Origin of the sequence: Longimycelium tulufanense, from assembly GCF_014645795.1 — a bacterium.
Lineage (GTDB): Bacteria > Actinomycetota > Actinomycetes > Mycobacteriales > Pseudonocardiaceae > Longimycelium > Longimycelium tulufanense.
This window is the reverse complement of sequence record NZ_BMMK01000074.1, coordinates 1-7,247: the sequence shown is the minus strand read 5'-3', so window position 1 is coordinate 7,247 and position 7,247 is coordinate 1. Positions and strand designations below refer to the sequence as shown.

At 63.1% G+C, this 7,247-nt stretch carries 3 protein-coding genes; all 3 read right to left on the bottom strand.

Annotation, left to right across the window (positions count from 1 at the left end; all coding sequences use genetic code 11):
* Positions 1 to 967 precede the first annotated feature (967 nt).
* Entirely contained in the window at positions 968 to 1,495 is a 528-nt protein-coding gene (locus tag IEY55_RS31210; protein WP_189062186.1) for a hypothetical protein, read from the bottom strand.
* Positions 1,496 to 1,723: 228 nt separating this feature from the next.
* Positions 1,724 to 2,125: an acyl-CoA thioesterase gene (locus tag IEY55_RS31205; RefSeq protein ID WP_229686940.1), complete on the bottom strand. Its 402-nt coding sequence runs from the start codon at positions 2,123 to 2,125 to the stop codon at positions 1,724 to 1,726.
* Positions 2,126 to 2,157: 32 nt separating this feature from the next.
* On the bottom strand, positions 2,158 to 7,247 hold a 5,090-nt coding region (locus IEY55_RS31200), incomplete at its 5' end, for a type I polyketide synthase (RefSeq protein ID WP_189062184.1).

Here is a 7,247-nt window from a genome sequence, read left to right as displayed (position 1 = left end):
CCTTTCTGACCTTGGCCGCCGCCCTCACCTGCTACAAGAGACTCACCAAGTGAGACACGCTCTAACTGACCCGCTTCTTTCGGGCGATCAACTCGCACGATCGCACCGCTTCCGTAGGTTGTGTTAGTTACTTACGTGTGATACTGACGAAAACGCGTGGATTGTGAAAGTTTGACACCGAGGTAAGCGCTCTTAGTTTGCTGTTGGCACAATCAAAGTCCTCGAGCCCTACGCATAACTCATTGGGGGTATTGCCCGAGTGAGAGTGACCTATGCCCGGGCGGCGCGGCTCGGGCAAGGCTCACCGCTGGCTAAGCGGCTAGGAGGACGGAAGCCGTATTTAGGATGGAGGTGTCCGGCTAGCTGCGCCATAAGTTTGATCAGTTCTCTGGGCAGTAGTCACGACGTCGGCTGTGCTCTTGTTGGCATCAGTCCGGCGGCCGCTCACATCCCAGCAGGAATCAGCGATGCTCCAACAGGCACCGCTCCCTCGCACGGTCACGGGACCCCAGGTCGCGCCGTGATCACCACGAAGCCGTGCCTGCACCCAAGATCACTTCACCAAAGCACTGAACCCTGCGGGAAGGTCACAAGTAATCATTGACCGCTACCTGCAGTTGCGGTCAGTAGAGCTTCCATATTGGTTGCCACATCTGATTATGAAGCTCTGCATTAAAGTTTACCGCACCGGGTCGGATCACGCACGATTAACCGGAATCTACCACCCCAGAGAATGTACCAGTGCCACTGCTCACCCGCTTTCTCGGAGGTATATTACTGGCGCAGTTATCTGTCATTTGACGGAGAGTCGATTATTGGATTTCTGGATGTCCTGAGTTGTCTCACAAAGATGTTTCAGGAGTAGCGACACGATGACGGTGAACGTAGTTGGGTACCTTGAACTATATGAATCGCCTCCGCCTAGCGGAGAGCTAGGCGGAGGCGAATGTTGCGATATTGATCGATCTTACTTAACGATCGTGGCGGTGTAGTCACCGCTGGTCCCAGGCGGTGCGCCCTGCTGGAAATTGATCTCGGTGAAGTACTCAGAACCTTCGGCTGGCTCGCCGGAAGCACCCTCCTGGAGAGGGTTGGGGGCATATGCACCAGACATTGCCACAGCCGCAATAGCGCTGAACTCGCTGCCGCCGCCTAGCGCCTCAGGCAGCGTATCGCCGACCGGGCGAACCGTGATCTTGACGCAGTGGTTGAGGAACAAGGTGCCGCTCTCCCACCGGCTCTCCTCCTGCCGAGACGTGGGGCAGGGCACATCGACAAGGGTGTACATGCCGATGGCAACCCCTCCGAAGAAGACAAGCCCCGTCTGAGTGTGTCGCTCCACCTTGGCGAGAACGATATTGACGTCGCCGGTCGCCACGAAGTCGATCACGATCCCGTTCAGTTCATCCTTGACGGCTACAAGGTCAAACCTGAGCCCGCCGGAGGTAGTGATAGCTCCCTTGCCAACGCAAAGGCAATGGTGAATAACACTCATGGCGCAAACCTCCACCTTTATTCTGGTAACTCTAATTTTCTGGGGTTGAATATCTTGACTGCTGCGATCCGCACTGTCCTTTCTGTGGCGGATGATTCTATGATGTCAAGTGTCACCTCCTGGGTAAAGGTACGGTTCATGCTGGTGTTGGATGTTCCACCTGGGTTTCGCCTATGTTGATCGTGGAAGTGTGATTGTTGAGACGCATATCGTCGGAGGCTCCTGCGGTTAAACCAGTTTCTTGGGTGCAGGCGCATAGGCCGACAGTGCATCGTCGAGCTCAGCAGGGATGTCAACCGGGTGTACCCCGTCCTCACGACACAGGCAGGCCACGACCTGGGTTCCGGTGGCGACAAGCTCACCGTCCCTGCGGAACTCGAAGTGCATGGTGATTCGCCCGCCTCCCTTGTCACGCAGGCTCATCAGCACGTCGATCTCGTCGAGTGCGAAGCACTCCTTGTAGAAGTCCATCGAGCACGACACTGTCGCGAGTGCGAGCTCGCCTGTCTTCAGAGACTCGACGACCGAGGGGGCGTGTTCGGCCAGAAACCGTTCCCTGCAGTGACCCTGCCAGTGCAGGTACTGCGCAAAGTAGACGTTCCCGACGAGGTTGGTCTCGTCGAACGTCACGACGTGATGGTAACGATAGGTTCGCACGTGGCTCACCGTCCTTTATGGATAGCGATCGCCACCGTCACTGGTTCCAACGACGCGTCTGTGATCAACCGTGCTGTCACGACCCTGATTGGTCCGCTGTGGAACACGACCATCTGGTCCTCGGTCACCTCACCCCGTACAAGCGGCGCTGCGGCGATATCCTCGATTTCTCGCAGAGCCTGTCGCGCCACCAAGACGCGGTTGAGGGCGTGTCCTGAACGTTCACCAACGTCTGTCGCGACGGCCTCGAACAGCCGTTGATCCTCTTTGGAGGGAGGCTCAGACGTACTTGCGGCCGAACCCGCCTCCCAATGAACGCCGATGGGCTCCGAGGACTCAGCCAGCAGGACATGCCCACCCACTCGAGTGGCACTGGTAGACCTAGTAGTTCTCCCAGTCGCTACCGGAGTGTCGTTGTTGCCCGAGACTGTTCGGACTTGCTGTGTCCAGAGGTCGATGTCGTCGTGTTGTTCCCCTTCGCTGACCACCAGTTCCACGTGATCACCCAGGCCCTGCTCGATGAGGCGTCGCGAGAGCAGCGGGCCGACAAGCTGGATGGGGAGAGCGCTTTGATGCTCGTTCGGTCCGACAGCATGCAGCTGTAGTCCCTGCCAGGCCGCGACGCAGCTCCCGTCGAGCTGGCGTACGACAATGTCGAAGACATAGTCATCAGCGGTGTGTGAACGCTCGACGGCGTCGACGACCAACGTGCCGACAGGCTTCTTCCACACCGTCATTCGCTCTGCGGCAACCGGAAGTGCTCGCCGATGCGGCACACACGCCAAGAGAACGTGAATGGCCGCATCATGCGCACCAGGGTCGCCGAGCAGCAACTCGCGAGGATGGAAGTCGGAGAACCATGTCTCGTCCCTGGCCTCGATCCAGGCTCTGACACTGAAGGCAGACAGAAGGTCGTAGCCCAGTAGTCGCTGGAAGCGGCCGCTGTGGAAGAACACCGGCCCGTAGAAGGGATGGGGAGCGGGAGCATCGGCCAGCGGACCGGACACCTCTCTATGCTGTTTCGGGGGTACCGGTGCCGGCACGACCTTGGCGGAGAGACGGTCGCTGTCGAACCGGTCGCTTTCCTCACGAACGACCACGTCGACCTCGCCCCGTCCCGCTGACAGTGCGGCCACCCGTAGCGAGGTACTCCCTTGCTCGGGTACGACGACGGCAGAGGGAAGAGCGAGCCCGGAGAACGACCAGGCGCCAGTCGTCTCACCGTCAACGAGCCTGGTGGCCTGAGCCATGGCCTCAAGCCCGAGGACGGCGGGAAGCACGGCGGTACCACCGATACGGTGCTCGGTCAGGTAAGGGTCGCTCCCCAGAGACAGCTCGGTCTCCAGCACGGCTTCCACGCCGGGGGTGTGGGTCCGCGTGCGCTCGGCAAACCGGAGGAGTGGCTGGGCAGGACCCTCGATGGCCAGGGTTGGGCTGTGAGGGATGCGGGAGGTCACCAGCAGGGTGGTGGGAGCCTGCGCATCGGTCAGGATCTGCAGCAACACTTCCACGCCGTCATGTGGTCGGATCGGCTCGACGCCCATCTCGCGCAGGCTGTCGAGTACGTCGAGGCGTACACCCATGCCGATGTCGGACCACACCGACCACTCCAGGAGATGGACGCGGCAGTCGGGATGCTCGTCGGCCCAGCCCTCGAGCTCCACACGCATCCAGTCATTCGCAAGGCAGTACTCAGCTTGCCCGACAAGGCCACGACGACCGATGACGGATCCATATCCGACAACCAGACGAAGCTGGTCGCCGACGACGGACAGTACCGATCGCAGTCCTTCGACCTTGGGAGCCATGGTGCGCTCGAGGGAGTCGGCGGTCACCGCCGCCAGGCGCTGCGGCTCGTTGATCCCCGCACCATGAAGCAAACCGCGCACGTTCCCGTGTTCAGCGGCGCGGGTTACCGCGGTACGGACAGCCTCCCTGTCGGAAACGTCGCAGCTCAGGTAGTGCGCACGAGCACGACGACGTAGGTCTGTCAGCATAGCCCTCACAGCTGGGTCATCCGCGGGCGTCCTGCCCAACAACACCAGGGTGCAACCCGTACGCTCAGCAAGTGCCGCTGCCGAGAAGGCGGTGATGCCCCGCACTCCACCGGTCACCAGACAAACATCTTCCGGCCCCAACGGCACGGGGGATGATTCGCGAGGTTCGTAGGGCATGGTGGCCAGCCGCTGGACCTCGCCGTCCGGTCCGACGCGCAGATCCAGATAGTCGTTCTCCGGGAGGTGGCTGAGGGACAGCGTGCGGACATCTTCGGGGACCTGCAGCACCGTGACCGAATGTGGGGAGAGTTCTACCGCCGCGCTACGGCCCATGGCGGCCGCACCCGGATGGCCGTGGTGCAGCACCAACAGATGGTCTGGGCGCTCCTGCTCCAGATCGCGGAGGAGCTTGGTGATCTCCGCTGGACCCGACTGGGGGGTCAGCAGGACGGCCAACGCCTCGCGCACGTCACCTGACGCGTTCGTGAGGGCCGAGTGCAACCAGTGGTCCGCCGGGGCCCACACTTTCCAGTTCGTTGGCTGGGGCCGAGACTTCCCGACGGCAGGGACCCATCGGTGTTCGAAGGCGTGAACCCAGGGTCGGACACCATCGGCGGATGACTCCGCCGCGTTCTCGTCCCTGCTCGGAAGATCGAGAAGTGACTCGGCAGCCTGCTCGACCGTCGTCTCGGCGAGGGAAGGCGGGGTGGCGGGCGGCTGCTTGCCGAGGTGCTCGGCCACCGCAGCAATGGTTTGGATCACCTGAAGTGAGTTCAGGTGCAGATCACCGAGCAGCCTGCTGTCCGGCCGGATGCCGGAAATCGGCAGCTCCAGGGACCTGGCCAGGTGCTCACGGAGGATCTCAAGTGGGGAGGAATTCTCAGGCGTCGGCTTTCGGGGGAGCCGTTTCCCGGTCACGTTCGCGTCACCGGTATGACCTGTGTCCTCTTGAGGGAGGGCCGAAGAAGCGGCAGCAGCGGCCGCCTGGCCGGCAATCGAGGTCTCGCAGGGGTTGGTGAGGAAGTTGAGGGGTTCGTCCAGTCGTAGTGGGCGGTAGGCGCGGCCGGCGAACCAGGGTTCGAGGTCTCCGGCGCCGGCTACGGCGAGGGTGGCGGTGGCCAGGGCGTGTTGGCGGGTTGATCCGCCGCAGTCCAGGCTCACGGTGGGAAGGTCGGGAGTGGTCCGGGCGGCCAGGGCGGTGAGGATGGTTCCGGGGCCGACTTCGACGAGCAGCTCGCAGCGGTGCGCGAGTTCGGTCAGGGCGTCGGTGAACCGTACCGGAAGTGTGAGTTGGTCGATCAGCAGGTGGCGCAGGTCATCGGAGTTGGACAGGGTGCGACCGGTGATGGTGGATACGACTGATCGTTGCGGTGGCCCGAACTCGATCTGGCTGAGTTCCCTTCTCAAGGGCGCCTCGGCGTCGGACATGGCCGGGCTGTGGAACCCGTGGGAGACGGTGAGCAGGCTGGCCGCGATACCGGCGGCACGAGCGGCGGTCACCACCTCGTGGACCGCGTCCGTAGGCCCAGAGATCACGGTCTGGTCGGGTGCGTTGTAGCCAGCGATGACCGCTCGAGTGCCAGATACGAGCTGCACGGCGTGCCTTGTGGTGGTGTTGAGCGTGGCCATGGTGGAGTCGGGATCGCCGTGCTCGGCCATCGCTTGGCCGCGGCGAACCGCCAGTCGCAGTCCAGCGTTTGGGTCTAGTACGCCGGACCAGATCAGGGCGGTGATTTCGCCGAGGCTGTGTCCGACGGCGGCGACGGGTTCGCAGCCCAGTGCTTGTAGCCATGCGAGTCCGGCGAGGGACTGGCGGACGATGGCGGCCTGCGCGATGGCGGTGTCGGTGTCGCCGTCGCGTATGTCCAGGTTGGCTGGTAGTGGTGGGACGGTGAGTCGTGTGGCCCAGGTGTCGAGTCGTGCTCGTACGGGTGCGGCTTGGCCGGGGAACAGCAGTCCGACCGCTCGTTGTCTCCGTGTGCTCAGGGCGAATCCAGCTTCGTGGTCCACCACGAGTGTGTGGTGCCAGTGCTGGGTGCGTTGTGCTGCGGCGGTGGCGGCGCGGGCAAGGGTTTCCGGCGTGTCGGCGACTAGTGCTGTTCGGATGGTGGCTGTTCCGGTGGTGGTGTGGTGTTGGGTGCAGGCTAGGTCGTGGAGTTCGGCTTGGCTGAGGGTGTTGGCTTGTTCGGCGAGGAGGTTGAGCTGTGTGGTGAGTTCGTTGGTGTTGTTGGCTTCGATGAGCACGATGTCGTGTGGGGGTGGGGGTTGTGCCCATCGGTGTGTGGTGGTGGGTAGGGTGGTGTGGGGGGTGGTGGTGGGGCCGGTGAGGACGAGGTGGGTGTTGATGCCGCCGAATCCCATGGCGGATACTGCTGCCAGTGGTGTTGGGTTGGGCCATGGTTCGGGTTCGGCGAGCACGCGGAGGGGTACTTGTGGTTCGCGTAGTAGTGGGTGAGGTTCGTGGCAGCCGGTGGTGGGTGGGAGGGTGCGGTGGTGGATGGCGAGTGCGGTTTTGATCAGTCCGGCGATGCCGGCGGCGGCTTTGGTGTGGCCGATGTTCGCTTTGATGCTGCCGAGGGCGGCAGGGGGTGTGCCGGTGCCGCGGATGTGGGTGAGGGCGGTTAGTTCGACTTGGTCGCCCACGGTGGTGCCGGTGCCGTGGCCTTCGATCAGGTTGACGGTGTGTGGGGAGAGTCTGGCCATGTGGTAGGCGCGGTGCAGGGCCAGGGTCTGGCCGTTGGTTTCGGGTCGGGTGAGCCCGCCGGAGCCGTCGGTGGAGGTGCCCCAGCCGGTGAGGTAGGCGTAGATGCGGAGGCCTAGCCGGTGTGCGTCGGTGGCGCGGGTCAGGACTACCATCCCGCATCCTTCGCCGGGTAGGAAGCCGGTGGGGTGGGCGTCATAGACCCGCATTTCGGTGCTGGCCAGGGCGCCGAGTCGGGCGAATCCCACCAGTTCCAGAGGATCCAGGCTGAGGTCGACGCCACCGGCCAATGCGATGTCCAGTTCGCCGGTGCACAGTGCCTGTGCGGCGGTGATCACCGCCAGCAGGCTGGAGGCGCAGGCGCCGTCCACGGTGTAGCCGGTGCCGTGGAAGTCGA